24 protein-coding genes, 1 tRNA gene, 1 other RNA gene and 1 pseudogene are annotated in these 26,934 nt (G+C 39.8%); 21 read left to right on the top strand and 6 right to left on the bottom strand.

Annotated elements, in window-relative coordinates; all coding sequences use genetic code 11:
• The 14 genes and pseudogenes from ACIQXP_RS16705 to ACIQXP_RS16640 form a co-directional block, all read left to right on the top strand.
• A pseudogene (locus ACIQXP_RS16705) lies at positions 1 to 366 on the top strand (hypothetical protein); the annotation flags it as partial.
• A 106-nt stretch (positions 367 to 472) separates the two neighbouring features.
• Positions 473 to 1,216, top strand: coding sequence for a hypothetical protein (locus tag ACIQXP_RS16700; RefSeq protein WP_387505950.1), 744 nt, complete (start codon positions 473 to 475; stop codon positions 1,214 to 1,216).
• A gap of 47 nt (positions 1,217 to 1,263) precedes the next feature.
• On the top strand, positions 1,264 to 1,884 hold the full coding sequence (locus ACIQXP_RS16695) for a hypothetical protein (protein WP_387505951.1): 621 nt from the start codon (positions 1,264 to 1,266) through the stop codon (positions 1,882 to 1,884).
• 215 nt (positions 1,885 to 2,099) lie between these two features.
• Positions 2,100 to 2,378 (top strand): hypothetical protein, encoded by a 279-nt coding sequence (locus ACIQXP_RS16690; RefSeq protein WP_387505952.1) that lies wholly within the window; start codon positions 2,100 to 2,102, stop codon positions 2,376 to 2,378.
• Positions 2,379 to 2,475: 97 nt separating this feature from the next.
• On the top strand, positions 2,476 to 3,873 hold the full coding sequence (locus tag ACIQXP_RS16685) for a DUF4209 domain-containing protein (RefSeq protein ID WP_387505953.1): 1,398 nt from the start codon (positions 2,476 to 2,478) through the stop codon (positions 3,871 to 3,873).
• A 365-nt stretch (positions 3,874 to 4,238) separates the two neighbouring features.
• Positions 4,239 to 5,249: a hypothetical protein gene (locus tag ACIQXP_RS16680; RefSeq protein ID WP_387505954.1), complete on the top strand. Its 1,011-nt coding sequence runs from the start codon at positions 4,239 to 4,241 to the stop codon at positions 5,247 to 5,249.
• A gap of 89 nt (positions 5,250 to 5,338) precedes the next feature.
• Positions 5,339 to 5,668, top strand: coding sequence for a helix-turn-helix domain-containing protein (locus tag ACIQXP_RS16675; protein WP_387505955.1), 330 nt, complete (start codon positions 5,339 to 5,341; stop codon positions 5,666 to 5,668).
• Between the two features lie 431 nt (positions 5,669 to 6,099).
• Positions 6,100 to 6,357, top strand: a complete 258-nt coding sequence (locus ACIQXP_RS16670; RefSeq protein WP_387505956.1) for a helix-turn-helix domain-containing protein — start codon at positions 6,100 to 6,102, stop codon at positions 6,355 to 6,357.
• 1 nt (position 6,358) lies between these two features.
• Positions 6,359 to 6,676 carry a hypothetical protein gene (locus ACIQXP_RS16665; RefSeq protein ID WP_387505957.1) on the top strand — a complete coding sequence of 106 codons (318 nt, stop codon included), beginning with the start codon at positions 6,359 to 6,361 and terminating at the stop codon, positions 6,674 to 6,676.
• An 11-nt stretch (positions 6,677 to 6,687) separates the two neighbouring features.
• Positions 6,688 to 7,236, top strand: coding sequence for a BfmA/BtgA family mobilization protein (locus ACIQXP_RS16660; protein WP_387505958.1), 549 nt, complete (start codon positions 6,688 to 6,690; stop codon positions 7,234 to 7,236).
• Between the two features lie 3 nt (positions 7,237 to 7,239).
• Positions 7,240 to 8,223 carry a DUF5712 family protein gene (locus ACIQXP_RS16655; protein ID WP_387505959.1) on the top strand — a complete coding sequence of 328 codons (984 nt, stop codon included), beginning with the start codon at positions 7,240 to 7,242 and terminating at the stop codon, positions 8,221 to 8,223.
• Positions 8,224 to 8,503: 280 nt separating this feature from the next.
• A complete protein-coding gene (locus ACIQXP_RS16650) occupies positions 8,504 to 9,697 on the top strand; it encodes a Fic family protein (RefSeq protein WP_387505960.1) in 1,194 nt (397 codons plus the stop codon).
• Positions 9,698 to 9,867: 170 nt separating this feature from the next.
• Positions 9,868 to 10,143 (top strand): hypothetical protein, encoded by a 276-nt coding sequence (locus ACIQXP_RS16645; protein ID WP_387505961.1) that lies wholly within the window; start codon positions 9,868 to 9,870, stop codon positions 10,141 to 10,143.
• A 3-nt stretch (positions 10,144 to 10,146) separates the two neighbouring features.
• Entirely contained in the window at positions 10,147 to 10,578 is a 432-nt protein-coding gene (locus tag ACIQXP_RS16640) for a hypothetical protein (protein ID WP_387505962.1), read from the top strand.
• A gap of 712 nt (positions 10,579 to 11,290) precedes the next feature.
• Here the strand turns inward: ACIQXP_RS16640 and ACIQXP_RS16635 are convergent.
• The gene (locus ACIQXP_RS16635) at positions 11,291 to 11,671 is read right to left on the bottom strand and encodes a helix-turn-helix domain-containing protein (protein ID WP_387505963.1); all 381 of its coding nucleotides are present in this window, start codon (positions 11,669 to 11,671) and stop codon (positions 11,291 to 11,293) included.
• A gap of 128 nt (positions 11,672 to 11,799) precedes the next feature.
• On the opposite strand from ACIQXP_RS16635, the gene ACIQXP_RS16630 reads away from it, so the two are divergent.
• From ACIQXP_RS16630 to ACIQXP_RS16620, 3 genes are read left to right on the top strand one after another with little or no spacing between them, the layout of a single operon-like run.
• Positions 11,800 to 12,699, top strand: coding sequence for a HEPN domain-containing protein (locus ACIQXP_RS16630; RefSeq protein ID WP_387505964.1), 900 nt, complete (start codon positions 11,800 to 11,802; stop codon positions 12,697 to 12,699).
• Between the two features lie 13 nt (positions 12,700 to 12,712).
• Entirely contained in the window at positions 12,713 to 13,975 is a 1,263-nt protein-coding gene (locus ACIQXP_RS16625) for a hypothetical protein (RefSeq protein WP_387505965.1), read from the top strand.
• A gap of 7 nt (positions 13,976 to 13,982) precedes the next feature.
• Positions 13,983 to 14,258, top strand: a complete 276-nt coding sequence (locus ACIQXP_RS16620; RefSeq protein ID WP_387505966.1) for a hypothetical protein — start codon at positions 13,983 to 13,985, stop codon at positions 14,256 to 14,258.
• Between the two features lie 150 nt (positions 14,259 to 14,408).
• Here the strand turns inward: ACIQXP_RS16620 and ACIQXP_RS16615 are convergent, their stop codons facing one another.
• The 3 genes from ACIQXP_RS16615 to ACIQXP_RS16605 all read right to left on the bottom strand — a co-directional run bounded on the left by ACIQXP_RS16615 (position 14,409) and on the right by ACIQXP_RS16605 (position 16,541).
• Positions 14,409 to 14,945 carry an ORF6N domain-containing protein gene (locus ACIQXP_RS16615; RefSeq protein ID WP_387505967.1) on the bottom strand — a complete coding sequence of 179 codons (537 nt, stop codon included), beginning with the start codon at positions 14,943 to 14,945 and terminating at the stop codon, positions 14,409 to 14,411.
• Between the two features lie 54 nt (positions 14,946 to 14,999).
• Positions 15,000 to 16,220: a site-specific integrase gene (locus tag ACIQXP_RS16610; protein ID WP_172395288.1), complete on the bottom strand. Its 1,221-nt coding sequence runs from the start codon at positions 16,218 to 16,220 to the stop codon at positions 15,000 to 15,002.
• A gap of 248 nt (positions 16,221 to 16,468) precedes the next feature.
• Positions 16,469 to 16,541, bottom strand: a tRNA-Lys gene (locus tag ACIQXP_RS16605).
• Positions 16,542 to 16,835: 294 nt separating this feature from the next.
• On the opposite strand from ACIQXP_RS16605, the gene ACIQXP_RS16600 reads away from it, so the two are divergent.
• Together ACIQXP_RS16600 and ACIQXP_RS16595 are read left to right on the top strand one after the other, a co-directional pair.
• Positions 16,836 to 18,122: a sugar MFS transporter gene (locus ACIQXP_RS16600; RefSeq protein WP_387505968.1), complete on the top strand. Its 1,287-nt coding sequence runs from the start codon at positions 16,836 to 16,838 to the stop codon at positions 18,120 to 18,122.
• 148 nt (positions 18,123 to 18,270) lie between these two features.
• Entirely contained in the window at positions 18,271 to 18,777 is a 507-nt protein-coding gene (locus tag ACIQXP_RS16595) for a D-glycero-alpha-D-manno-heptose-1,7-bisphosphate 7-phosphatase (RefSeq protein WP_378936902.1), read from the top strand.
• Between the two features lie 637 nt (positions 18,778 to 19,414).
• On the opposite strand, the gene fsa is transcribed toward ACIQXP_RS16595, so the two are convergent.
• Together fsa and ffs are read right to left on the bottom strand one after the other, a co-directional pair.
• Positions 19,415 to 20,074 (bottom strand): fructose-6-phosphate aldolase, encoded by a 660-nt coding sequence (gene fsa / locus ACIQXP_RS16590; protein ID WP_387505969.1) that lies wholly within the window; start codon positions 20,072 to 20,074, stop codon positions 19,415 to 19,417.
• Between the two features lie 91 nt (positions 20,075 to 20,165).
• An RNA gene (gene ffs, locus ACIQXP_RS16585) (signal recognition particle sRNA small type) lies at positions 20,166 to 20,265 on the bottom strand.
• Positions 20,266 to 20,676: 411 nt separating this feature from the next.
• On the opposite strand from ffs, the gene gltB reads away from it, so the two are divergent.
• Together gltB and ACIQXP_RS16575 are read left to right on the top strand one after the other, a co-directional pair.
• Positions 20,677 to 25,176, top strand: coding sequence for a glutamate synthase large subunit (gene gltB / locus ACIQXP_RS16580; RefSeq protein WP_387505970.1), 4,500 nt, complete (start codon positions 20,677 to 20,679; stop codon positions 25,174 to 25,176).
• A 3-nt stretch (positions 25,177 to 25,179) separates the two neighbouring features.
• On the top strand, positions 25,180 to 26,646 hold the full coding sequence (locus tag ACIQXP_RS16575) for a glutamate synthase subunit beta (protein ID WP_387505971.1): 1,467 nt from the start codon (positions 25,180 to 25,182) through the stop codon (positions 26,644 to 26,646).
• Positions 26,647 to 26,934: the final 288 nt, after the last annotated feature.

Below are 26,934 nucleotides of genomic sequence, written 5' to 3'. Positions count from 1 at the left end.
GGGTCTCTTTGCTTTGGCGGACCTTATCAAATTAACTCGGCAAAGGGGGGCTTTTTAAAGTGGCGAAGAGGGGTCAATTTGAAGCGGTTTATCCACCCAGCATGCCAATTTGAACTTTCTGAAGGCAGAAAGAAACAGGCCGAGACATGGGAAACTATACTTTTTCCAATTCATATTGACCAGTTCTTATTTACAGTTTCTAAGAACAAAATTCATCCTGTAGAAAAAGCGGATGAATACTGGAAGAACATTGAAGAGCTTCGCAGAATTAATTCAGCTGATTTTTCACCTTTTAACAAAGACAAAATCAATACTAAAAAATTTAAAGATTCAGTAGACCTAATCATTGCGCAACTCAAGTTGTAATTAGTAAATCTTCAAAGCGTTCGAACAGTCTATTCGTCGCTAGAGTTCTTTAGGTTTGGGCATCGCATCTCTTTTGGTTTTTCAGTCAATAAATTTTATAATAATTATGGCCTACAATTACGAATTCACGCTCACGGCGGTAAACCCAACAGTTTTTTCGCCGCAATTTTATAGTCCGGAAATGACCTTTCCCGAATATACAGATGATGACAAACCAAGCTACTATACCTTTACTTCTGAACACCTGAATGAGTTAACGGACGCACAGGAGGTATGGGCAAGAGGTAAATTCTTATTGGCGATGTTCAAGGGGGCACACATTATAACTTATGAGCCCGTGCTTGATAATTACCGTGCTGCGAACCTTAATTTGATAAGATTATACCGTGGAGATTCTGATATTACTCCATCTAATTCAATCCATATCGTACCAAGCAGGACCTTTGGGACATTAAACACAATCCCCCTTGCAAATGCTGATGAATGGATTGCTAACAATCCGGTGAGTGGTATGATTCAAGCTGCTGTAAATGATGAAAAAGCTCAAAATATTCTATTGCAGATTGGCTTTGGTATTGACTGGATTAATCTTTACGCTATTCTCGATAGTATTAAATTTTACGCCGGGCAACAAGGCTTCAAAGATATCCTCCGCGTTGCAGGCTACACTGAGAAACAAGTAAAAGCATTTAAAGGAACTGTAAATAATTTTGGACTGCTGTCGGTTGACTCAAGGCACGGCGATTTGGGAAGAGGGATCCCAAATGATACAATGGATCTGATAGAAGCTAGGTCACTCATCCTGGCTTTAGCCCGAGGCTATTTCAACGTCATTCACCAGATTAACTAACCGGTGTTTTTATTAGCGCCTAATTAAATTAATACTCAAATAGCCATATGACATTATTAACGATAGACCCCAGAATTTTTGAAAGCGGATTTTTTCAGATAAATCCTAGCCCACCTTCGATCACTGACTGGATTCAAGCGATAGGTGTGATACTTGCATCCATAGGACTTTTTATAAATTTTTATTACCAAAGAAAGGCATTAAGGGAACAGTATAAAGTCCGAGAGATCGAAGAAGATCGGGATCGGAGGGCCATCATGCCATGGATCGAAATGGAATCTGAATATAGTGAATTAGATGAGTCTTTCGTATTGTCGTTCAAATGCGTAAGTAATGATGGAAACCTTCTCTTTATTAGTCCGGTGATCCAGGAAATGAATGCTTACAATTTAGTTGAAAATTCATTTAAGGCAGGCCAGACTTTCATTCTAAGAATTCCAGGTGTGATTGTGGATCAGTATTCAGCTGCTCTTGGACAAGATCGAAAGTTCTATAAAGTTCAATATTTTGACAAGGAGCATAGGCCATATGAACAGTGGGTCTACCTTGTAGGACGTCAGATTTATATCACAGATCCAGTACAGTACATGCACGTCATGATGATGGAGGAATATGAGAAAAGGAAATCAAGAAGATGGAAAAGGTTTTTCAAAAGTAGACCTAACTGATTTTTAAATTTTCTGGATTTGGTGCCGGTCTAATGCTGACTTCAATTTATAACTACCCTAGACTAAAATAAACAATAAGGTTAGAATTGACTGTAGATCTAAAATAATCGATGTTTTAAACCGAATAAATAGCGCTCCTTTTCAAAAAATATGGCACATCACCAATTTTACAGTAGCAATTTGTTTTGTTAACTTGCCATAACTGTATGAAATGTATGATCCTTCCACCGCCGCTTGACCTCTACTTCCAAGATTTAGAATCCACACCGCTTAAAATTATAGCTGAAAGAGTGGTTTACTCTAATTTGGCTACTTTTATCGAAAAGCAAAATATACCGTTGACTGCAGATGTAATGGCAGAACTTACTGCATTCGAGTTTATGGAAAATTTTACTGGCAAGCCATCGGTATGGAATACGTACTATCAGCCCCTTATCCATTATCAGAATGGGGAACTGGTGCACCAAGGTTCCCGACATCAGACTACTCACTGAAGACATCATATTGTACTGGAAATCGCGGGCAATTGAAGTTATTCATCCGATACTGCGAGGCCGATACATCGGTCTCTATTGTGAATTCGTAACGATCGTGACAGGTAAAACTGCAGATTTCAGCTCTATTGACCTTTGCGCATTGAGTCTTATAGACAGTGTTGAGCAGCAGGTAAACGGATCGTATGTCGTAGACAAAAGAAAACTGGAACGGGCATTAACACTGGCGCAGCAATACAATCTGCAACCGCAGACCGAACGTATAAAGGTTTTATCGCTGAGATTGGATGCCGCCATCCCAGTTGAGGAAGTGAAGAACATCTGGAGCATATCTTTTGATTTACTGGTGAATCGTAAAAAACGTTTGGTAAATGAAGAGGAAGAAATAACAATTATTGACTTGCTGGAAGCCAGATTGGAGGCTGTAAAGTTAGATCCTTGGGCAACCAAAGCGCTTGCGGAAAGGCTAGCGGGATACTATTACAAGAAAGGTTTGAAAACAGACATTAGGCGTGTATTATATTTGTTAAGAGATAGTTTCGATAGACATATTACCGAGGTGCCAGCGATACAGGCCTCTGGGCACCTCCAACAGGTGATGCAAATTTTTCGGCTTTTCCAGTTAAATAAAGAAGCTGAAGAACTCATGATAAGAATTAGAGCGGTAAGTCAAAAATCCGATCAGGAATTCAAAAGCATCGCTGTGGAGCATGATTTCGAAAAAGATAAGCTTGTTGAATATGCCAATAAGGTATTAAAGTATGATGGCGATGTTATGTTTGCCAGGATTACTAAGGCCCACATATTACCGCTGGAAGAAATCGAAAGTAATCTGGAAGAAGCCTATCAACGGCATCCCATTCGATATACAGTGCCCACTAGTATAGTAGATAAGAAAGGACGAGTTTTAGCCAACATCCGTCCATACCTGGAAAGTAAAGAAGATCACCAGGTGGCATATCTGCATGAAACAATGCAATTTGCCTCCATCTACTTACACTTCATTTTTTCAGAAGGAATTAAGCAAGGGAAAATTTCAGAAAGGGTTGTGATGGATTTTCTGAAAAAATCATCTATTATCGATGAGGCAAGATATAATCTAATAGAAGTAGGAATTAAGAATTTTTTTGAGGAAAACTACGTCAGTTGCATCCATATCCTCATTCCCCAATTTGAAGAAGCAATCAGAAATCTGCTGGAAATAAATGGCGGAAACGTTCTGACTTTTAATGATGGTACCTATCCGGTTAAAACCTTTAATCACGTATTGGAAGATGAGATCGTGAAACGCGCGTTCGGTGAAGAGACCGTCTATTATTTCAAAGTATTGTTTACGGATCCACGGGGCTGGAATTTAAGAAATCAGGTTGCACATGGCTTGCTAGAGCCGGAGCATTTTAACCAGCAAACGGGCCAGCGCCTGATGCATGCGTTCTTCTGCCTCGGTATGATTCGTTGGCAGGACGACCCACCTATTTCCGTGGAGAAAGAATAGAGACATGAGCATTGTATCAGCGCAAGAACACAACTTGAACTATTACCGGAAATTAGCACTGATATGAACAATGATTAACAGAGGAGACTTTAAGACATGCTTTCCCTTTACTGATGCAAGGGTACATTATATTTTCCTTGCCCGTTGTTCTGCCTGGCAGGGATGCTAAAAATATATTCCAGTAAACGATTATGATTCTATCAGCATCTTCAATACGGTTTAGTACTTCGTTAACAACAACTGGCAATTGCTCTGTAGATAGATAGAATTAAAGTCAATACCCAGCAGTTCTACATCGTATCTATTTGGGTGAAACTTACAGAATAAAATTTTACTATTTTAGTATTGAAATAATTATCGAAAAAATGACAGGCTTAATTCAGTTTTTAACCAAAATACAGACTTTTAATCTCCTTGTCGTTACCAAAGCCGAATTAAAAAGCCCCATAAGAGTAGATTGGAATAAGCCAGCTTATAGCCTTGCGCACGAAACCCATTATTATGATTCATTTACCTATAAGAGTGAAATCAGGGTATTAAAGGACATGGCCTTAATTGATTTGTTGTCCCTTAATGAAATCAGTTTAAAAAGAGAATTTGAACAGATCAAAAAAATAAAAGAAAGGTTTAAACTAATATGGACAAATTTCCACCAACATTATGGTGAGCTTAGAGCGGAATATCCCTCAAACTTAATATTTTCGATTCAACTCGATTACTTGTTTATCGTTAACAACCTGCAATCAGACTACAAGGATATTTATATAGGTGATGAGTTTGTGGAAAGTCTGCATGATACTTTGAAGATCAGGGATAAGTTCTTAAGTGAGTTGGTCAGCGAAATTGATGAAATTCTAAATCCCCGTGAAACTTTCGAGGAATGGATGGCCAAACAGAAAAGCCAGCAACAAACTGAAGATGTCACGCCTGAGCAGCCCACAAAAATCCCATATAATCCCGATGCGGGTCGGCCAAAATTCAACCATCAGTATATAGATGACTTTTTGCAACTCATAAGGACTTATTTTTCAGAGGAACATTTCAACCAACTTGCCGCAATGATAAAATTGGACGAACAACCTGCAAGCCAGTTGATCTTCAACGGAAACAGTAATAAACTTGCCGATGCTTTTAAGCAGCTCTATGAAGCTAACCTGATTGTGGGATGCAATAAAGCAGAACTTGAAAAATGGATTCTAAAACACTTCTTATATAGCAATGGAGATAAAGTAAACGAATATTCGGAGGGCTGGCTCAGTGCGATAATATCTTCCGATACCAAGGTTTGCAAATCACCGATTTTAGAGGTAAGGATAAAAGACAAAGTTCCTTTTCTGGTTCCAACAGTCCGAAACAAAAAAAACAGTAAATATTAGTATGGAAACAGTAAGGATGCAGTTTAACGTGTTGTAACCCTACAAAATAAGCGACTAACATTGCGGTATCAAAACAAAAGATACCGCTTATGAAGTACACATTTGAAGAACTACCGCAGGCCATTAGTACACTGCACGAAAAGGTAGATTGTATTAAAGACCTGTTGCTGGAAAACAGGTCGCAAAATCCCCAGCGTCCCCGAGACGATTTATTGACCATCAGACAGGCGGCCGAATTTCTCAGCCTGTCCGTACCCACGCTTTACACCAAAGTGAGCCGGAAGGAAATCCCCGTGAACAAGCGGGGCAAAAGACTTTATTTCTCCATGCTGGAACTATCCGAATGGGTAAGATCGGGAAGGAAGAAAACCATAGATGAAATCCATTCACCTACGGATAGTATCACACCACCGACATAGCTATATATCTATGCTGCTCAATAGGTATATATCCATATAGCAACATATAGATATATCCACATAACAACGGTTTATGTATAACAAAAACTACTGACATAGCACGTAATACGGGTCAGTTCTAAAGCTTGCAGGGTTTTGTGGGAAGCAGCTATTGGCGGTAGAAAGGCGGTTCAGGCAGTCAGTCCCCTTTTCAGGGGCTGAGCAAGCGGGAGTTGGGCGGAGCCCTACTTGCTTGCCCTTATGCTATCGCTACAGGGGTTTCAAGTAGCCTCCGGGGCTACTTTGGGGCTTTGCAAGGCTTTTAGGAACCATAAACGGTATACTTTCAGGTATACCAATTAGCTAACTAAGCAGTTAGCCAGCTAATTAGATATAAGATTAGCCAGCTAATCAGCAAATTAAAATATTAGAGAGGAGCGCAATTTATGAAAATGGACATCATCACAATGGAAGACCTCCGCCAGTTCAAAACAGAACTGTTGCAGGAAATGAAAGGCATTATCGGACAAGGGACGGAAAACCAGCAAAACGGAGAATGGTTAAGGAGCGCACAGGTGCGCAAAATGCTGAACATATCAGCAGGCACTTTACAGAACCTGCGCATCAACGGGACGTTGCCGTTCCGCAAAATTGGGGGTACGATGTATTACAGTAAGATGCTAATAGAAAAAATATTGAAAGGAGAATAACATGAAGAACTATCTGAATATACAACACCATGCCCTTAGCGGATATTTTGAACGGGTGGCAATGGAAAGCCGATTTTATGCAACCCATATCAGCCTGCTGATGGCATTGTTCTACTACAGCGACAGCGATGCACCTGAAAAAACCTTTCAGGTCAGCAGGCCAAAACTGATGCGGTTCTCCCGTATCAGATCTATCGCCACCTACCATAAGAACATCAAAGACCTTGTAGAATTTGGCTACATAGAATATAATCCCTCATGGCACCCGCAAAGAGGTACTCAAATTAGACTTATTATCGAAACACCAAACCATCCTTAAACATTCGGGATATGGAGGATATCAATACAAAATCGGTGCGCTACCCTGTAGCCACCGATATCAAACTGGAAAAGATCGCCGTCAAGCTGGGCAGGACAAAAAAGACGACCGTCATACAAATGGTAGAGTATTTCTACCGGAGCAAGAAAGATCCCTTAGACCTGAATGACGAACTGCTTAAAAAAGAGCTGGCCGGCGGAAACAACCGGATTATTGGCTTTTTTAAAACGCAGGAAAAAGATTTCCTGTTGCCCATCTTCAGCGATACAGGTACGCTGGTTACTATTGCAAAACAACACACATCGTACATTAAGGATATTGGCAAGTATATGGCGCAGGATCTTGAAAATACGAAAAAGCTTGCAGAGGGTATGACTGCACTGCAACGTGGTATTGCCAGAACACAGACCCATCTGGAAGACAAAGCGTTGCTGAAATTACGATTTAGCAAGATACTCGAATATTACATCACACAAAGGGAATCACTGGGCTGGACTACGGCCAATGTTAAAAAAGAGGAACTGCAAGCCCATGTAAGGCAATCACTGGAAAATCTATAGCTTATGTTCATCAACATCACCACATCAGAAACGGGAGATAATAAGGGTAGCAGCGGTGCGCTGGTCAATTACCTTGAAAAAGAGAACCAGATGCAGACCGAAAAAGGCAAAGGTCTGGAACTGGAAAATTGGTTTAACGGTACTGGTAACGAAATCCGTAGGCAGGAAGTCAGGATGAAGATAGACGGCAACATTGCCAAACTTGGACTCATTGACAGTAAATTTTTTCTAATCAATATCAGCCCTAGCCAAAAGGAACTGGCGCATCTTTACGAGATGTACGGTAAAAATGGTACAAAAGAAAAGCTAAAGGAATTTGCAATGAAGGTGATGGATGAGTACGCAAAGAACTTTAAAAGACCAGGCATTAACAGCCATAAAGATTTGCTCTGGTATGGAAAGCACGAAAACTACCGTTATTACAAACATACAGATAAGGAAGTAAAGGACGGAACACGGCAAAAGGGCGAGCGCAAAGAAGGAAAACAGGATCATATCCAGATCATAGTCAGCCGTAAGGACATTACGAATAGGATTAAGCTTAGCCCCCAAAATACCTCAAAGGGGAAGAACAAGGAGCATTCTGCTAAGCTTGGGGAATTTAACCGTACCGCCTTTAAACAATCGGGCGAGAACCTGTTTGATGCTTTGTTTGGTTTTGACAGGGGACTGAAAGACACCCTTTCCTATGCAAACATAATGCAAAATGGGACAGTCATACAGAAAAAACAGATGAATCTATTGCAAAACATCCCTAACCAAAAGGCTGACCAGACCATCATTAACGGTTTGGCAAAAAACGCTGCTGAAGGAGTGTTTGAAAGTGTAGGGGAAATGATCGGCACAGCTCGAAAGCTGGGTGCTGATTTGTTAAGTTTGCTTATGGAGCCTGTTTATGTTGCGCCACAAGCAAATGTGATGGAACCGCCAAAACGTAAGAAGAAAAAGAAAAATAATATGGATCAAAGTCAAGGCATACAACGATGAATAAATAAGATTTCACCTCTTGAAAGCTCAAAATGGCTAAACATTAAGTGTAACATATTCTCAGAAATCCACCGTTTTTTGATAGAGTAAAATAGTCTAAACAAGAAAAAACACTTTTGTGTAACAAGGACTATGTTATACGATAGTTTGGGCACTAAAAAGTGATAATTTTAGAATTTAAAAACTTCCTCATATATTAGAAAATCGGAGTGCTTGGGAGAAGTTCTCTGAAGTAGAGTATTCGATATATATAAGTTATGCCTCATTTTAAGACGACAATATGGACACAGAAATAAAACTTTTACATTGGAGAGAAGGACAACCAAAAGCCGAAAGACTTGCTGCAAATCTTTTAGACTTAGACGGGTTTACTTCCATTGACCCACAATGTCCTCTTGGTGGACCTGACGGAATAAAAGATGTTATTTGTGAAAAAAATGGATGGAAATATGTTGGAGCAGCTTATTTCCCGACAACAATAAAAGAATTTAAAGATATTAAGAAAAAATTTATTGATGACTTAAAAGGTGTTGCAAAAAACAAGGTTGACGGTATTGTATTCGTTACTAATCAGAAATTGACGCCTTCAGATAGAGAAACGTTAATCAAAGAAGCGAAAAGCAAAAAATCAACCGCATTAATTTATCATATTGAAAAAATAAGGGTCTTGTTGGACAGTCCACAAGGGTTTGCATTACGCTTAACAATCCTTGGCATCGAAATGACAAAGGAAGAACAACTGAGTTTCTTCTCCGACCAAAGAAATTATTTAAAAAAATTACTTAATGAACAGACTGAACATATAATAACTTCTATTGGTAAAAAATTAGACGGCTGGAAAGCTCCTTCCGAAAAAGTGTTCTCCTTTATGCAGAATTTGTATGAGACAACACAAAGCACAATGGCGAACTTTCAGCAAGCAATTCCGAAGACAGACAAAAGAAATTTACTATTTCCAAAAATTAGCATAGTTACAAGTGAATTAAATAAAGACTTACTTTGCCTTTTACACAAGGCAATTCTCTTTGAAACCAATAACGGACTTTTAGGACAGTTAAGAAAAAATAAAGTTTGGATTGGTTCGCCAAATTCTACTCTTAACGATGCAACTTATATACCACCAGACCCTGACCAAGTTGACCCACTAACAGAAAAATTATTACTTGAGTGGAGAAGTATTTACTCTGATTTACTAAAATCAAAAGATAAAAATTACATACTTGAAGAACTTACCAAGTTCCATTCTAAGTTTTTAGCCATACATCCTTTTCTTGACGGTAATGGACGAATAGCAAGATTTTTACTTACACAACAAGCAAGTGAATTACTTGAAAGCAATAAGCAAATCATCCTCGAAGACAAAACGCCATATTTTTTAGCATTGGACAAAGCCAACAAAGGAGAAATGGAGCCGCTGAAACAAATTATAACACAAGCAATTTACGGGACGGATGAAATTAAAAGCGAGGCATAACAGCACCTACCCAAAAGGCTGGGTTTTGTGCTTCGTAAACGCATTTTATGCAAGCCGAAAGTTCAGTTCTCAGAATGAAGTTCAGTGGTAAAAAGCCCGCCCTTCAGGTAGCTGCCAAACGTTACTTGCAATTTTAAAAGACAGTAGTATAAACCAAAAAATAGACTTTTATGTTTGAACATTATTCAATTGACGGAAGCGTTACTAAATTATCAAAAGAAGACGCAATAAAAAAAATGGACGAAATATCCGAACAGTGGGAAGATGAAACTACGAGCTTCGGAAAATTATTAATTGGTGTTTTTGACTGGGCTTACGAAGAAACGACAAATGGGATTAAACTGAAAATTCCAAATTTAGCTGATGGTGGCTCTGTTCCTAAAAATGATGTTGCTACCAAAAAATTTGGATTTGATATTTATGGTGATTGTTTTTTAAAATTGTAATTTATGATAAACACAAACAATAAGTTTTCTGACGACAATGCAATGAGCTATGAATATTTGATAAGAAGAGCTCATCAATGTGGGAGATATGGCGTAGCTGGTGCAGACGCAGACACATATAGAAGTTTAGTACGTAACGCAAGCACCTATTATTCCGAAATGGAAGCAATAAAAAACAAAACAGAGCGCAAATGGCTGAAAAACGAACAAGAAATGTTAGCTGACTATATGCGTTCTTGTGGCGAAGTAAAAGGATATATAAAAACCGCAATAGAAAAAGTAAAAAAAGACTTCGACAATCAATTGACAGACGAACAATATAACGAGTTAGAAAAAGTTGAAGTTTTACTAATTTCGGCTGACCTTCAAAAAATAACAGAAGCTCTTATCAGAACTGAAAAGGTATTTTTAGATTTAAAACTTTATCCGAAATAAAAACTGCAAGTAACAGTAGCTACCCAAAAGTGACGGTTCAGTGGTTAATTAAGCTCTGTGCTTCTATCAAAGTTGTGCTTGATGACAGTTTAGTGCTTCAAATCGCCACCTTCGGGTAGCTGCAAAATGTTAGCGGTGAGCAGAACAGAACCTTACGCATAGACAACAGACAAAAACAAAGACATAAAATTGAAAAAACAAAGAGCGAATTTCTAAATTTAACAATTAGAAATTATGACAAGTAAATTCTAAAAACCGAAGTTTCGGGCAATTTTCCGTAAGCCCAGTTGTGCTGTCTTATCATTTAAAATTAAATGACGGACTTATTCAATCGTTAAAAATAACAGGCTGACAAAAAAGGGCAGCAGCTAAAAGAAGTTCTGCATAATGGTGATAAATATGCTTGGATTGAACACCTTTGCAAGGTTCAAGACTAGTCTTCGTCTGGACATTAGTCTCAAAAACCGCCACTATGCAGCGCTATGAAAAGTTAGAAGTCAATTGGTAAATCTCCTTATTTCCTAAATTTTTGAGAATTTAAATTGACACCCCTGAGAAAATTCGAAAATAGGATGGAAATTCTCATAAACTCATTTCATTAATCAAATTTACGTTTCATCTTTTGATAATGAGTTTTTTATAAAAAAATAAACTAAATAAAGAACAAAATGAGATGAAAGCTATTGCTTAGCAAGCTAATATCATATTTGATTTATTTATTTTTTAATAGCTCATTTTTTTCTCTCTCACTAGCGAGTAGCCGCTCATAAAGCTCTACAACTTTATCAAGTGGATTGTAGTGGCATTGATAATTGTACTGATACGCAGATGCGTTATCATGCATATTTTGGATATGAAATATTAGAACCTCTTCACTGAAATTCTTTATTGCATCGGCACTCACACCTAGTACACCTGCAATCTTTTCCAACATTACATCGTCAACTTCTTCACTTTGCTCCACCTTAGAAATCGTTTGCTGGCTTACGCCAAGTTCAATAGCAAGAAAATCTTGTTTTATACCACGTATTTCCCTGATACGGCTGATCTTTCTGCCGATATGCACTTTGTTAGATTTTGTAGGCGTTTCCATAAAGCAAATATAATAAATTCCTAAGATAGTAATGAACCAATGTATTGTGGTAAGATACCAGTTTTATTGGTAGGTTACGGAATTGCCGTACCGCATTTTTGATCTCAGAAATCAAAAATGTCACGATTATGGAAACACAATTCTCGCAATCTGGTCAGCTCCAGAAAGAAAACTTTTCGGCCTTTATCAAAGAACTGGTTCAAAAATTTAAGCCCGAGCAAATCTATAGCTTTGGTAAATACATTGATTTTAAAGTCAATGACGGGTGCTTTATAGAAAACCAAAGTACAGAAAACTATCATTATTTTTTGTTGATGGTAACCGAAAGCGTTACCAGAATTGAACACGAAGTGCAAGACTTTGCCAATAACAAATACCCTTTCGGCAAGATCACCATAATGGCTCATGGTAAAGAAACCATTGCAGAGGCAATAAAGGCCAATAACAGGTTTTTCATTACCGTTTACAATGAGGGTCAGATTCTCTATAGTCGGGATGGTATGGTACAACCTTTTCAGGCTATAGGTTTGATACCTACACAGGGAGCGGTAAAAGCTCAAAAACATTACAACCACCGCTTTCCATTGGCAACAGGATTTTTAAAAAGTGCAAAAGAATGCCTGACGAACCAACATTACAATCTAAGTGCATTTATGGCGCATCAGGTAGTGGAACAATGCTGTATTGTTTTGATAAGGGTTCATCTGGCTTACCGCTCTGATATACACAACCTATATAGACAGCTTCGGATGTGCGATAGCTTTTCTCCGGCACCATCAAGGCTATTCTTATCAGGCAGTGAAGAGGACAAACGGCTATTTGATATTACGGTAAAAAGTTATTCCGCTGCACGTTACAAAGATGATTTTAAGGTTGAACAAGCCGATGCGGAACAAATATTCACCCGTGTTTCCACCTTTTTAAAGCTTACTGAAATTATGTGCGGTGACAAGATAAAATCCCTTGCAAAAGTGGCGGAATCTTACACACAATTAAAAAAAGAAAGTGAGGTGAATTATGCCGAATAAAACTATTCCATCAATGAACTTCTTTCATTTGCCTTTTACGCCAAATACAAGAATACTTACAGAAAATACACTGAACCAATATTCTGAGATCAGAAAACCCAAAAGGGGTTATTTTCCCATTAAAATCAGAAAAATATCTTTCAGCAATGAACTGCTTGTAATAGGTGTAATTCTGGACAAAGAGCCTGAAGAACTTGTTTACATTAAGGTTAACACCTCCGAACTATTAATAAGTTGCAGCGTTGATACCCATGAAAACTATTTGAGCCGATACGCTTATTTTGCGCTTAACCAGCTGATGTACTACCACACTGAATATGATTTCGAGGACTATTATTGGCCGGGATTCTTTGATCAGGAAACAGGGGGATCTAAATACCTGATGATCCATAAGTCGAAGGATAATTTGCATGTGTCGTCAAAAGTGAGGTATAAAGGCCTATATAAACCTGGAAAACAACTTCCTATAGTATCTGCAAATATAGTGGAGCTCCGGAAAGCAGTTCCTTCAATTCAAGAAGAGCCACCTAGAGAAACACACAAGGTGTTGGGTTTCTGTTTGGCAGATAACAACAATGAAAGGTTCCGAACAAATCATTATCCCTTTTTAATTCCTTATACAGGGATTTTGAACAAGGCTAAAACCGAGGTAAGAAGCTTTACAACATACGTGCTTAATGAAATGCAACTTTCTGAAATCGATCTTTCGGACGAACAACAAAACCTCGTTGAGATTTGCTTCGACATGAAGAAAATAGCCTTGGTTGCTAACCCGGAATATAAAGAAGACGCTCATAAGCTTTCTGAAAAACGGAAACAGAACCAAAATAATTTCAATCAGCTTTTTGAGCTCTGGCAAAAGGCGCTTCCTTTACTTTCAGGAAGGTTGTACACACACTACAGTTATACATATGGAATGCGTAATGTAAAAGGCAAGCCAAGAAGATCGTATATGACGCCATGCGCCTTTAATAATGAAACACCAGAAATCTGTTTTCTATGGAAAGATATGGGCGATTATTATAACCTAGAACTTCGACTAATGTTTCAAGGAAAAATACATCCGCTACAATATTACTTCAATACCGCTTTTTTTGCGATGCTGAGCTACAGCCCGAGAAATTATGTGCTGTTGAACTCTGTTGATGATAGCCAACTGGTCAGTTATTTTCAGCAAAGCCAATTTCAGCTCTTAGTACTAAAGAAACACTATGAGGGTGATTTCAAAAATTTTGTAGATCAATTAAGAATGGTATATCGTTTCATCAATAAATAAAGAGGTTATGGAAGAAATTTTAAAGGCTTTAAATTATCAACTCATTGATATCTCCGATGAGGATCTTGATAATCCTGTGCCGTCAATTACTTATTTTTTCGTGAACCATCCGATTCACGAATCCCGTACTAAGCTTTGGGAGCTATACGAGGGATGGATTCATTTCGCTGCTGAATCTCCTGAAGGCGAGGAACTAACAGATATGTTATTTTTTTATAATCAATTGGTGGAACTGCTGAACCTATGTTATGTATTTACCAAAAAAATTGAATTAAATAAATAGCGATATTATCAATCAAAAACCATAAATAGGATTTACTTGAATAATGCCTGCAAATTGGCCGTCCCGCATTTGCGGCCTGCGGAACGGCCTCCGCTCTTGGCTGTTGCTGTTCCCGCTTTTGGCATATACGGAGAAGCCAGTAACAGAAAACTACAGTTCGTCGGGCTTGAACCCAATTCGTGTCCTTTTCGGCGCTGGCCGTTCCTGTTTCTCCAGCAGTTCGTCTAGGTAGCGGAAAACAATCTCCATGTTTTTGTCTTGGTTATTCAGTTTTCCTTTAATCTTTTCAATTTCCAGCCTGATCTCTGTATTGTCGGACAGCACATGGCGCATTTTGGTAAAAATGCGGATGATCTGGATGTTTACCTCAATAGCCCTTGTACTGTTTAGCACGCTGGAAAGCATTGCCACGCCCTGTTCGGTAAAGGCCATGATGTTATATTTCGAGTGCGCCCCGTGTCTTAAGGTGCCAAATTGGCTCCTTAAGATTTTCTGTTCCTCAGTGTTTAGCTCAAACATGAAATCTTCGGGAAAACGTTCTGCGTTTCTTTTTACCTGCCGCTTTAGCTGTTTGGTTTCCACTCCATATAGTTCAGCCAGATCGGAATCCAGCATCACTTTATGCCCTCTTATAATGTAAATCTGGTTCATAACCAGTTCATCAGAAATTTTGATCTTTGTTTCCATTCTATTAGCGTGTATTTAAAAGCGGTCGGCACATGAGCTGCCGACCGGAAGGAGTTAAATTGAGGCAAAAATTTGTCTTAAAGGTGCCATGTCACTGCTTACCTTTTCATCCAGCATTTTTGCATAAAGTTGGGTGGTGCGTATATTGGTATGTCCCATCATTTTTGATACGCTTTCAATAGGTACACCATTCAAAAGGGTAACTGTAGTGGCAAAAGTGCGCTTGGCGATCCGGTTGCCGAGTGTCTTGACGATATCCGATAGTGCGGCAATCTCCACCAAATACTCGTTCATTTTTTGATTGCTGGAAATCGGCAGCGCCCTGTTCTGATTGACACAGAAAGGATGATCTTTATACCTTTCCAGAATATCAGCGGCTATTGGGATAAGCGGGACGGCTACAGGCGTACCAGTTTTTTTACGATAGCTGAACAGCCACTTTTCCCCGTCAATACCTATACGTATGTCGGTTTGTTTGAGTTTTTGCACATCGGCATAGGACAACCCCGTATAGCAGCTAAACAGGAAGAAGTCTCGAACCTGTGAAAGTCTTGCGGTACTGTATTTTTTGCCGGCAATGTTTTGCAGTTCATCCGCAGTAAGGTATTCCCTTTGTACGAGTTTTGATTTCAACTTATAACCAAAGAAGGGATCGGTGATGATCCATTTGTTTCTAAGACATATACGGACGATTTTTCCAAGATTTTTAAGGTGCTTACTGGCTGTATTGGTATCATTATCCTTTGAAGTGTGCAGGTAGAAATCAAAACCATCAATAAACTCATGGTCTATATTTCGGATGTTGAGGTCACCTGTTCGGTATTTCAGTAAAAGATATTCTTTAACGTGCTTTTCCAGTACCTTAAACCGCCTCAAAGTGCCTTCCGCATAATCTTCCTTTTCTACAAGTGCGGCCATGTTTGTGTTGTGAATTTTAATGGCCTCCATAATAGTGTGCATTTTTTCGGCCTTGCCCAGATACTTGCATTTAACGCTTTCAGCGGATATGTCTGCGTCTTCTACGCATAAAGAAGTATGGGCAGCGGTGACACCTGCTTTCATTTTGTCGAGATAGGAATTTAAAGTTTTGGCATCTTCTTTTGTGCCGATCATGTGACCCGCTTTGGTGTTCCACAATTCCGGTTCACATTTTCTGCTGGCGGACATTTCCACAGGTTTTCCATTAACGGTAATCCTTAGATAAACAGGAACAGCACCTTTAACATAGTTTTTTGGTTTCTTCAGGTAGAAGAGCAGACTGAAATTAGTTTTCATAATCGACTGATTTAAAGTTAACAAAGTTAGCCTTGCAGTCTAATCGTATCAAGTCGTTCAATGATTGAACTTTCTGTAAGTCAATAACTTACATCTTTTCCAGTGAGTATGCCACTCTGTAAAACTACTCACCGAATCACTCACTTTTTTTATGCGATTTATTGCATATTTTGGTGTTTCCGGTAAAATAAAAAAGCTTGCAATCATTTGATTTGCAAGCTTTTACGTAGTTTTTATACTATCTTCTGTGATCCCGCTGGGATTCGAACCCAGGACCACTACATTAAAAGTGTAATGCTCTACCAGCTGAGCTACGGAATCTACTTTACATCAACGTTAGCCGTTTCCTTTAAAGTGGTGCAAATATAGGCGTATAGACTGTTTCCTGCAAATTAAAAATCGATAAATGCGGTAGTGTATTGATTTATAGGTAAATTAATTATTCAGTGGTCCTTTTTTAACAAGATTTTGTAAGTTTTCTATACTTAACATGTAGATCATACATAGCGAAATGGGTTTAAAGACATGTCAAAAATAAAATTGCAAAAGCAGTGATACCTATTTATTAAAAATTATTCTTTAGTTTGGCCTAAACAAATAAACCGAACCAAACTCATGCAGCAAAAAACAAAATCAGCCCTGGCACAGGGGCCGAAACCGCTCATTATTATTTGTGCTTTATTCTTTATTTTCGGCTTTGTAACCTGGGCAAATGGAACCCTGATTCCGTTTTTTAAGTTATCTTTTGGCCTGTCAAACCTACAGGCTTTTTTCGTAACCTTCGCCTCGTACATGGCCTATTTCTTTTTGGCGCTACCATCGTCGTGGATATTGAAACAAGTGGGCTTTAAAAACGGGATTGTTTTAGGTTTGATTACTTTGGGTTTAGGCTCATTGATATTTATTCCGGCAGCTCAAACCAGAACTTTTGGTTTATTTTTAACCGGTATTTTCGTACAGGGGGCGGCACTGGCTTTGTTACAAACCGCATCAAATCCGTACTTAACCATTATAGGACCTATTGAAAGTGCAGCCAAACGCATTAGTATTGCCGGAATCTGTAATAAATTTGCCGGTATGATTGTGCCTTTGATTATGGGCAGTCTGTTTCTTAAAAATGCTTCTGAAGTTGAAAAACGGATTAAAGCGGCTACGGGCGCAGCACATGAACAACTGTTAAACGATGTGTTGGGCCGTGTAAATATGCCTTATGCTGTTTTAGCCATTGTTTTCTGCCTTTTTGCATTGCTGATTAAATTTAGCAATTTGCCGGAGGTTGAGGTTGAAGAGGATGTGATAGACGAAAGCAAAGGGGCGGTACTTAAACACAAAAGCATTTTCCGGTTTCCACATTTATTTTTGGGAGCACTTTGCATTTTTGTATATGTGGGAGCGGAGGTTATGGCTGGCGATATCATTGGGATTTACGGCCGGGAGTTAGGTATTAACGCTGAAATTAGCGGAAAATTAACTTCCATTACCCTTTTTAGTATGTTAATTGGTTACATTGTTGGCATTGTAACCATTCCAAAATACATCTCGCAGCAAAAGGCCTTAAGAATCTGTGCCATTTTAGGGATCTTATTCACCATTTTATCTTTTTTAATTTCCAGCTGGTTCGCAGTAATTTTCGTGGCTTTACTAGGCTTAGCCAATTCATTGATGTGGCCTGCAATTTTCCCGCTCGGTATTAGTCATCTGGGCAGATTTACTAAAATAGGTTCAGCCATTATGATTATGGGTATTGCAGGGGGTGCCATAATGCCGCTACTATATGCTTTCTTAAATGAAAAACTGCATATCAACTTTCAACTGGCCTACCTATTAACGGTATTGCCCTGCTATTTATACATTCTGTTTTTTGCCATAAAAGGCCACAAGGCAGGATTGAATTTGAAATAAGCAAACCAGATCAATTTTATGATTAGGCCCGGCCTTTAATGAGGTTGGGCTTTCTTTTATGCTTAATTTTCAGTTATTTTGGCGAAATTATAAGTGAGTAAGAGATCTCCATTCTCATATCTCACATCACAATACTCAAATCTCAAGAATGAACAAAGCTATTTTTCTCGACCGCGACGGTGTACTTAACCACGAAATTTACGATTACATCTGCCGGGTTGAAGATTTTAAAATCTTAGATTACCAGATCCCTGTATTAAAAAAATTGTTTGACGAGGGTTATTTGCTGATTGTCATTACGAACCAGGGCGGCATTGCATTAAAGCGCTATACCGAGCAAGAACTGGCTATTATGCACCAGATGCTACGAAATGCTTTTTTGGCTAAGGGGGCTGATATTGCCGGCTTTTATTACTGTCCGCATCATCCAACTGTTGGTGGGGAGTGTAAATGTAGAAAACCTGCATCAGGAATGATTCTTGATGCCATCGACATGTATGATATTGATCCGGCACAATCTGTTATGATCGGCGATAAACCCAGAGACGTAGAAGCTGCAAATGGGGCAGGAGTGAAGGGGATATTGATTGAACCGGATGAGCAGATCAGTTACGAGAAGGTTAAAGAGGTATTAAAAAGAGAATCTTTAGTTTAGAGTTCGGGATTAGGAGTTTGGAATAAGTAAATCGCCCATGCCAAACTAATATGGAAAAGGTAATACAGGAGATCTAGCCTGCAATTTGCCCATTATCTATCTTACTTTATCCATTTTAATGATTTGGGCGTTTGAACACGCTGTAGACTATATCTTTTTGGCTGTCCTTCGACCACGCTCAGGATGGCAGCCCAAAAGGATGCCGTTTCCATCGTTAACGCAAATAATACGATGAGTTACGAAGTTTAGAAATGGGAAAGCTGAAAAAATAACCCGGCAAATCAGGTACCTATGGATCTCTCTTGTGCTCATCTAAACTTACGAATTGTTCCGCTCGCTTGTGCTTTGATCTTGCTTAAGCTGCCCCTGCCAGCTAGCCCTGATTGAAATGGCATTCCGGTATTCAATTAATTTATCTTTATCGAAAATTCACCGGAATATAATGGAAAGCAGGACTGGAGCAACCGATTGGCACTGGTTCTGTTCTCCAAAAAATAAGGGAATATGGGAGAGGGAAAATGGATGATGGAACCTAAAATTTATCCATTACTCCCCTGACATGATCCATAAAAAAATCCTTAGTCTTAACCGGAAATCCGACTTAAAACTAAGGATTCAAGACTTTCGACTTTAAAAATTACTTACCTGCTGCTTTAGCGTGGTCGGCTAAAAATGTTGCTAAACCGCTATCTGTTAGCGGGTGTTTTAATAAACCAACAATAGCAGCCAATGGTGCCGTAATTACGTCGGCGCCTAATTTAGCACAGTTTACAATATGCAATGGTCCGCGGATGGATGCCGCTAAAATTTGTGTTTCATATCCGTAGTTATCAAAAATCGTTCTGATGTCTTCAATTAGAACCAGGCCATCGTTAGAAATATCGTCTAAACGGCCCAAAAAAGGAGAAACGTATGTTGCGCCTGCTTTTGCTGCCAATAAAGCCTGTCCGGCAGAAAAAATCAAAGTACAATTGGTTTTAATTCCTTTTGAAGAAAAATATTTAATGGCTTTCAAACCATCTTTAATCATCGGAACTTTAACTACGATTTTCGGGTTTAATGAGGCCAGGGCTTCGCCTTCTTTGATAATTTCCTCAAAAGTGGTCGAAATTACTTCTGCACTTACATTATCGTCAACAATATCGCAGATTGCTTTATAATGGTTAATTACATTTTCATCGCCGGTAATACCTTCTTTAGCCATTAAGCTAGGGTTGGTTGTTACGCCATCTAAAATGCCAAGATCTTGAGCTTCTTTGATTTGATCAAGATTTGCTGTGTCAATAAAAAATTTCATGTTTATAAATTCTTAAAATGATTATTAGGTTCTGCTGCAAGAAGCCCTGAAGAATTTAATATCCCCCCTTCAGGGGAATAAGGGGGTAAAAAAAGGGCAAGCACCTTCTATCGCACCGCTACAACCTTCTACCCTTGCTGCGTTCCCACCCTGGGGGAGTTCAAAGGGAGCTGGTCGTAAAAGACTTGCCCGGCCACAAAGGTAGAAAAAGAAGTTGTTTTGCAAAACGCATTTCTGTATTTTTTTTTAGTTTTAAGCTATATAGCTGATTAATAAATTAATAAAATCGAAACCGGCATTTTAAATTGATCACAACAGATCCACTTTTGGCAGTTTATTTTATATTTAAATAAATTATTCATACTTGAAATACTTATTAAAACGGTTTAGTTTCAATATTGGCCTAAAATGAGGATTTATTATACAATATTACCATTATCAATTTGCTAAATGTATCTCGCAATAATTATTATTTTTTAAATTTAAACGCATTAAATTACCTAGGAACTAAAATTTTTCCAAAAATCGTGTCAACTCTGTAATTTAAGATTTCTTTTTCCTATCTTAGTGTTTCCTATACACTAACAACTAACGAGCAAAGAATGGAACCAAACAGTGGATTGTACGATGCGCAATTTGAACACGATGCCTGCGGTATTGGGTTCGTTGCACATGTGAAAGGGCGGAAATCGCATCAAATCATCTCTGATGCACTTACTATTTTAGAGAATCTAGATCATAGAGGGGCCTGTGGAGCAGAACCAAATACAGGCGATGGAGCAGGTATCATGATTCAGATTCCTCACGAATTTTTTTACGATGAATGTTTAAAAGCAGGCTTTAGCCTACCAGAAACCAATAATTATGGTGTTGGTATGTTATTTATGCCTAAGGATATCAGGTCCAGGGAAGAATGCAGAGAGCTGATTTACCGTGCTGCTGAAAAGCTAGGCCTTGAAATTTTAGGTTTTAGAAAGGTTGATGTAAACACAACGGACATAGGCAACATGGCCCTTTCCGTTGAACCTGAAATTGAACAGGTGTTTATTGCCCGCCCTTATGCGGTGGCACCAGGCGCAGATTTTGAACGCAAACTTTACATTTTTAAAAATTACCTGATCAAACTGATCGTAAATACCGTTCATGGCGGTAAAGATTTTTACATCGTTTCGCTTTCCGCACAAACCATTATATATAAAGGTCAGCTCACTTCCTTACAGGTACGCACGTATTTTACCGATCTTACCGATAAGCGTATGGTGTCTGCCCTAGGTTTGGTTCACTCGCGTTTTGCCACCAATACTTTTCCTTCATGGAGACTGGCCCAGCCGTTCCGATTTATTGCGCATAACGGCGAGATCAATACTTTACAAGGAAATTTAAACTGGTTTAGAGCAGGCGTCAAGTCTTTTGCTTCTGCTTACTTTACACCGGAAGAACTTGATATGTTATTGCCTGTAATCGACGAGACAAACTCAGATTCAGGCTGTCTGGATAATGTGATTGAACTGTTGCTTCACTCAGGAAGAAGCCTGCCGCATGTACTAATGATGCTGGTGCCCGAAGCCTGGGATGGCAATGAGGATATGGATCCTGTTAAAAAGGCGTTTTACGAATTCCACGCCACTTTGATGGAGCCTTGGGACGGACCTGCCGCCATTGCTTTTACTGACGGTAAATTAATTGGCGCTACTTTAGACCGTAATGGTCTCCGGCCTTCGCGTTATGCCATTACTTCTGACGACCGCGTAATTATGGGTTCTGAAGCGGGAGCGCTGGCCATCGATCAGAGCACGATCATCGAGAAAGGCCGTTTAACTCCCGGTAAAATGTTCGTAGTAGACATGGAGCAGGGCAGGATCATCAGCGATAATGAAATTAAAGAAGAAGTTTGTGGCAAAAGTCCTTACGGCGACTGGATTAACCAATACCAAATCCGCTTGGAGGAATTGCCTGAGCCCCGCGTAATGTTTACCGGCTTATCTTCTGAATCTATCTTCAAATATCAACAGGTTTTTGGCTATAGCAGAGAAGATGTAGATCTTTTGCTTAAACCAATGGCCATTGAAGGCAAGGAACCGATTGGTTCAATGGGTACCGATACGCCTCTGGCTATCCTGTCAAAACGTCCACAACACTTATCATCCTATTTCAAGCAGTTATTTGCACAGGTAACTAACCCGCCAATTGACCCGATCAGGGAAAAAGTGGTAATGAGTTTGGCCAGTTTTATGGGCAGCATGGGCAACCTGCTGGAAGAAACACCAAAACAGGCACATTGCGTTGCGATTAAACATCCGATTTTAACCAACCAGGAATTAGAGAAATTAAGAAGTATTGATACCGGCGTTTTCCAGGCAAAAACTTTGCAGACTTATTTCAGGGCAGATGGCAAACCAGGCGCTATGGCTAAAGCCTTAGACCGTTTGTGCCGTTATGCAGTTGATGCGGTTGAAGACGGTTTCCAGGTGATTGTATTAACCGATAGGGCTATCGATTCTGAACACGCCGCGATGCCTTCTCTACTGGCGGTTTCGGCAGTACACCATCATTTGATCCGTAAAGGATACCGTGGTGCGGTTGGTATTGTGATTGAAGCTGGAGATATTTGGGAAGTACATCATTTCGCAACCTTGCTGGGCTTTGGGGTTACGGCAATAAACCCTTATCTGGCTTTAGAAACCATTAATGGTTTCCAGCAAGAATCTGGTTTGTCGGCAGAACAGCTTACCAAAAACTATATTTACGCGGTAAACAGCGGTTTACTTAAAATTTTCTCTAAAATGGGTATCTCGACCCTTCAATCATACCAGGGTGCGCAGATTTTTGAGATTTTAGGTTTAAGCAAACAGGTGGTAAATACCTATTTTACGGGTGCAGTTTCGCGTATAGGTGGTTTAGGTTTGGATGAGATTGCGAAGGAAACGTTAATCAAACATCACCGCAGTTTTGGCCCGCTAACGCAGACAGAAAACTTATTGCCGGCTGGCGGAACATACAAATTCCGACGCAAAGGTGAAGCGCATTTATTTAATCCGCAAACCATTCACTTACTACAAAACGCAACACGTAAAAACGACTACAATATTTTCAAACAATATTCTAAACTGGTAAATGAGCAGACACAACAGGCTTACACCATCCGTGGATTGTTTGAATTCAATTATAGCCGCCCTTCTGTTCCTTTGAACGAGGTAGAAGCTACAGAATCTATCTTAAAAAGATTTGCCACTGGAGCGATGTCTTTCGGCTCAATCTCGCATGAGGCACACTCTACTTTAGCCATTGCCATGAACCGTATCGGCGGAAAGAGCAATACCGGAGAAGGTGGTGAAGATGAAATGCGTTATACCAAACTGCCAAATGGCGACAGCATGCGCTCAGCGATTAAACAGGTGGCCTCTGCGCGTTTCGGTGTAACGAGCTATTATTTGACCAACGCTGATGAGTTACAGATCAAAATGGCTCAGGGCGCTAAGCCGGGAGAAGGCGGGCAATTACCTGGGCATAAAGTAGATGATTGGATTGCAAAAGTTCGTCACTCTACGCCAGGCGTAGGTTTAATTTCGCCTCCTCCACACCACGATATTTATTCCATCGAGGATTTGGCACAGTTAATTTATGATCTTAAAAATGCCAACCGCGCGGCCCGGATCAATGTTAAACTCGTATCTAAAGCCGGCGTAGGTACTATTGCAGCCGGCGTAGCCAAAGCGCATGCTGATGTTATTCTTGTATCCGGCTTTGATGGCGGTACCGGTGCTTCGCCGTTAACCTCTATTCAGCATGCGGGTTTACCATGGGAGTTAGGACTGGCGGAAGCACACCAAACCCTGGTAAAGAACAAATTGCGCAACCGTATCGTTTTACAAACAGACGGTCAGCTGAAAACAGGTAGGGATATCGCCATTGCAGCTTTACTGGGTGCAGAAGAGTGGGGCGTTGCAACAGCCGCGTTGGTAACCTCAGGATGTATCATGATGCGTAAATGCCATTTAAATACCTGTCCGGTAGGGGTGGCGACACAAGATCCGGAACTAAGAAAATTATTTACCGGTGATGCAGACCATGTAGTAAACCTATTCTATTTCCTTGCAGAGGAATTACGGGAGATTATGGCCGAACTTGGCTTTAGGACCATTAACGAAATGATTGGCCAGGCTGATATTTTAAAATTACGTGAATTGCCTGCCGAAGACTGGAAACTGAAACACCTTGATCTATCAGCCATATTATACAAGGCAGAAGAAAATGGTTTGCCTTTATATCATACAGAAGCTCAGGATCATGGCTTGGATCAGGTTTTAGATCACCAGCTGATTGCGGCAGCCCAACCTGCCATCCATCATAACGAACCTGTATTTGCCAGCTTTAATGTAAAAAATACAGACCGTGCGATAGGCACCATGCTGTCTAATGAAATTTCAAAAGTTCATTTAAGCGCTGGTTTACCTCCAGATACGATCAACTTTAAATTTGTAGGTTCTGCAGGACAAAGCTTTGGTGCTTTCAATACCCGTGGGGTTACTTTATCACTGGAAGGCGAGGCAAACGATTATGTAGGTAAAGGTTTATCAGGTGCGAGACTGGCTATTTACCCTTTCTCAAACGCTACTTTTGTTCCTGAACAAAATATCATTATTGGTAACGTGGCCCTGTATGGTGCAACTTCTGGTGAGTTGTTTGCCCGTGGTAAAGCAGGCGAACGTTTTGCCGTACGTAACTCTGGTGCAACAGCTGTTGTTGAGGGAGTTGGCGATCATGGATGTGAATACATGACTGGCGGTGAGGTGCTGATTCTTGGCGATACCGGAAGCAATTTCGCCGCTGGAATGAGTGGTGGTGTGGCGTGGATTTACGATGCCAATGGAACTTTCGAGCGTAAATGCAATAAGGAAATGGTTGATTTGGATCCACTTCAGGCAGAAGATGAAGAGCGTATCTTAGCCTTACTTAAAGCACATATCCGCTTAACAGATAGCAAGGTAGCTGAGTTTATCTTAAGCGACTGGAAAACCCAGTCTGCGCATTTCGTAAAAGTATTCCCTAAAGAATACAAGGCAGTTTTAAGCAAACGTAACCAACAAGTAAAAACACACTAGGCCATGGGTAAAGTAACAGGATTTCAAGAATACGACAGAGTTGCACCCATTAGAGAAGAGGTTGCAACGCGTGTAAAACACTATGGTGAATTTTTAAATAATTTACCGCCACAAGAATTAAACAATCAGGCTGCCCGTTGTATGGATTGCGGAGTGCCTTTCTGCCAGTCAGGTTGTCCGCTGGGTAACGTGATACCGGAATTTAACGATGCTGTTTATCAGGGTAAATGGGAATTAGCGGCAAATATTTTATTAAGCACCAATAATTTTCCGGAATTTACGGGTAGAATTTGCCCGGCACCATGCGAATCGGCATGTGTGTTAGGCATTAACAGACCACCGGTTTCTATTGAAGAGATTGAGAAGCATATCATCGAAATTGCTTTCGAAAAAGGATTTATCAAAGCTAAAGCACCGTTAATCAGAACGGGTAAAAAAGTTGCTGTAATTGGTTCAGGTCCTGCAGGGCTGGCAGCTGCTGCCCAGCTAAATAAAGTCGGGCATGAAGTGACCGTTTTCGAACGTGATGATGCACCGGGTGGGTTATTAAGATATGGCATACCCGATTTCAAACTGCAAAAAAACGTGGTAGATCGCCGTATTGATTTGATGAAAGAAGAAGGGATCATTTTTAAATGCAAGGCCAACGTAGGCGAAAATGTTGAAATAGGTACCTTATTACGTGATTTTAATGCGATTGTATTGGCAGGCGGTTCAACAATTCCACGTGATCTGCCGATTGATGGTCGTTCAGCTAAAGGTGTCCATTTTGCAATGGATTTCTTAAAACAGCAGAATAAACGTGTGGCTGGCAGGACTGTAGAAGCAGAAGATATTATGGCTACCGGTAAAAATGTGATTGTAATTGGCGGTGGTGATACCGGATCTGACTGTATTGGTACTTCAAACCGCCATGGCGCAAAATCCGTTACACAATTCGAGATTATGCCAATGCCACCGCAGGCACGCAATGAGCATATGCCTTGGCCAAATTATCCAATGTTGCTGAAAAATACTTCTTCTCACGAGGAAGGTGCACAAAGAGCCTGGTCAGTTAATACCAAAAACTTTATTGCTGACGAGAAAGGAAATCTTAAAGCACTAAAAGTTGTTGATGTAGAATGGGAGATTGATGCAAACGGGCGTCCGGTTACATTTAAAGAAGTTCCAGGTACTGAAAGAGATCTTCCATGCGAGCTGGTGCTTTTAGCAATGGGATTTTTACATCCTCAGAAAGAAGGTTTACTTGAAAAATTGGGTATTGAATTAGATAACCGTGGAAATGTAAAGGCATCTGAACATACCTATCAAACCAACATTGCAAAGATTTTTGCTGCAGGCGACGTCCGCCGTGGACAATCATTAGTGGTTTGGGCCATTTCAGAAGGCAGAGAAGCTGCCCGTAAGGTAGATGAATACTTAATGGGAGCAACTAAGCTGGCATCGAAAGATGCAGTGGCATATGCTTAAACAGGTTTAAATTCTATATTTTTTTTGGGTCGTGGTGTAAACCACGACCTTTTTTGTTTTATAAAATGAACCTGATATTTCATTCGATCGTGATGCTGAATGTATTTCAGCATCTTTCCGGCAAAATAGACCCTGAAATAAATTCAGGGTGACGGCTGGAAATAAAATCCTTCTTGAAACATCTTCCAAAACAATTCAGCCCCTAAACTGTCCGCATAGTTAAGCGCAGCTTCTCTACAATTTTGCTAATAGAACAGCGTTTTATAACTCAGTAACAAAACCGAGTCA

This window comes from Pedobacter suwonensis (assembly GCF_044762335.1).
Lineage (GTDB): Bacteria > Bacteroidota > Bacteroidia > Sphingobacteriales > Sphingobacteriaceae > Pedobacter.
Note: the sequence above shows the minus strand (reverse complement) of the source record. Positions and strands in the feature narration are given on the sequence as shown.

Excerpts from the sequence above, each read along its gene's own strand:
- ACIQXP_RS16700 (WP_387505950.1), top strand. The coding sequence starts at position 473 with ATGGCCTACAATTACGAATTCACGCTCACGGCGGTAAACCCAACAGTT.
- ACIQXP_RS16695 (WP_387505951.1), top strand. The coding sequence starts at position 1,264 with ATGACATTATTAACGATAGACCCCAGAATTTTTGAAAGCGGATTTTTT.
- ACIQXP_RS16690 (WP_387505952.1), top strand. The coding sequence starts at position 2,100 with ATGATCCTTCCACCGCCGCTTGACCTCTACTTCCAAGATTTAGAATCC.
- ACIQXP_RS16680 (WP_387505954.1), top strand. The coding sequence starts at position 4,239 with ATGACAGGCTTAATTCAGTTTTTAACCAAAATACAGACTTTTAATCTC.
- ACIQXP_RS16675 (WP_387505955.1), top strand. The coding sequence starts at position 5,339 with ATGAAGTACACATTTGAAGAACTACCGCAGGCCATTAGTACACTGCAC.
- ACIQXP_RS16670 (WP_387505956.1), top strand. The coding sequence starts at position 6,100 with ATGGACATCATCACAATGGAAGACCTCCGCCAGTTCAAAACAGAACTG.
- ACIQXP_RS16665 (WP_387505957.1), top strand. The coding sequence starts at position 6,359 with ATGAAGAACTATCTGAATATACAACACCATGCCCTTAGCGGATATTTT.
- ACIQXP_RS16660 (WP_387505958.1), top strand. The coding sequence starts at position 6,688 with ATGGAGGATATCAATACAAAATCGGTGCGCTACCCTGTAGCCACCGAT.
- ACIQXP_RS16655 (WP_387505959.1), top strand. The coding sequence starts at position 7,240 with ATGTTCATCAACATCACCACATCAGAAACGGGAGATAATAAGGGTAGC.
- ACIQXP_RS16650 (WP_387505960.1), top strand. The coding sequence starts at position 8,504 with ATGGACACAGAAATAAAACTTTTACATTGGAGAGAAGGACAACCAAAA.
- ACIQXP_RS16645 (WP_387505961.1), top strand. The coding sequence starts at position 9,868 with ATGTTTGAACATTATTCAATTGACGGAAGCGTTACTAAATTATCAAAA.
- ACIQXP_RS16640 (WP_387505962.1), top strand. The coding sequence starts at position 10,147 with ATGATAAACACAAACAATAAGTTTTCTGACGACAATGCAATGAGCTAT.
- ACIQXP_RS16635 (WP_387505963.1), bottom strand. The coding sequence starts at position 11,671 with ATGGAAACGCCTACAAAATCTAACAAAGTGCATATCGGCAGAAAGATC.
- ACIQXP_RS16630 (WP_387505964.1), top strand. The coding sequence starts at position 11,800 with ATGGAAACACAATTCTCGCAATCTGGTCAGCTCCAGAAAGAAAACTTT.
- ACIQXP_RS16625 (WP_387505965.1), top strand. The coding sequence starts at position 12,713 with ATGAACTTCTTTCATTTGCCTTTTACGCCAAATACAAGAATACTTACA.
- ACIQXP_RS16620 (WP_387505966.1), top strand. The coding sequence starts at position 13,983 with ATGGAAGAAATTTTAAAGGCTTTAAATTATCAACTCATTGATATCTCC.
- ACIQXP_RS16615 (WP_387505967.1), bottom strand. The coding sequence starts at position 14,945 with ATGGAAACAAAGATCAAAATTTCTGATGAACTGGTTATGAACCAGATT.
- ACIQXP_RS16610 (WP_172395288.1), bottom strand. The coding sequence starts at position 16,220 with ATGAAAACTAATTTCAGTCTGCTCTTCTACCTGAAGAAACCAAAAAAC.
- ACIQXP_RS16600 (WP_387505968.1), top strand. The coding sequence starts at position 16,836 with ATGCAGCAAAAAACAAAATCAGCCCTGGCACAGGGGCCGAAACCGCTC.
- ACIQXP_RS16595 (WP_378936902.1), top strand. The coding sequence starts at position 18,271 with ATGAACAAAGCTATTTTTCTCGACCGCGACGGTGTACTTAACCACGAA.
- fsa (WP_387505969.1), bottom strand. The coding sequence starts at position 20,074 with ATGAAATTTTTTATTGACACAGCAAATCTTGATCAAATCAAAGAAGCT.
- gltB (WP_387505970.1), top strand. The coding sequence starts at position 20,677 with ATGGAACCAAACAGTGGATTGTACGATGCGCAATTTGAACACGATGCC.
- ACIQXP_RS16575 (WP_387505971.1), top strand. The coding sequence starts at position 25,180 with ATGGGTAAAGTAACAGGATTTCAAGAATACGACAGAGTTGCACCCATT.